Below are 547 nucleotides of genomic sequence, written 5' to 3'. Positions count from 1 at the left end.
TCCCCATCATTGATTGCCAAAGTGACCGATGCGGTGAAAGCCGAGGTGATTGAGTGGCAGAGCCGTCCATTGGACAGCCTATACCCTATCGTTTATCTGGATTGTCTGGTGGTCAAAGTCCGTCAGGATAACCAGATCATCAATAAATCGGTCTTCATCGCACTGGGCATTAATACCGAAGGGCACAAGGAACTGCTGGGGCTGTGGCTGGCTGAAAACGAAGGCGCCAAATTCTGGCTCAGTGTGCTGACCGAACTCCATAATCGTGGGCTGAAAGACATTTTTATTGCCTGTGTTGACGGACTCAAAGGGTTTCCTGAGGCGATTAATGCCGTTTATCCACAAACCCGGGTTCAACTGTGTATTGTTCACATGATACGCAATAATCTGCGCTATGTGTCCTGGAAGGATGCGAAAGCCGTGGTAAAAGACCTGAAACAGATTTATCAGGCTCCGACAGAAGAAGTGGCTGGGCAGGCTTTGGAAGCCTTCGCTAAACAGTGGGATGAACGTTATCCGCAAATCAGCCGCAGTTGGCGGGAAAACT

The 547-nt window shown here is 49.5% G+C and carries 1 protein-coding gene; it reads left to right on the top strand.

Annotated features, from left to right (window positions below; genetic code table 11):
• A partial coding sequence (locus PSI15_RS18415; RefSeq protein WP_273584775.1) for an IS256 family transposase occupies positions 1–547 on the top strand: 547 nt, incomplete at both ends.

The organism is Xenorhabdus sp. PR6a (genome assembly GCF_028599065.1).
Lineage (GTDB): Bacteria > Pseudomonadota > Gammaproteobacteria > Enterobacterales > Enterobacteriaceae > Xenorhabdus > Xenorhabdus doucetiae.
The sequence above is the reverse complement of the archived record's forward strand: the minus strand, read 5'-3'. Positions and strand labels throughout refer to the sequence as shown.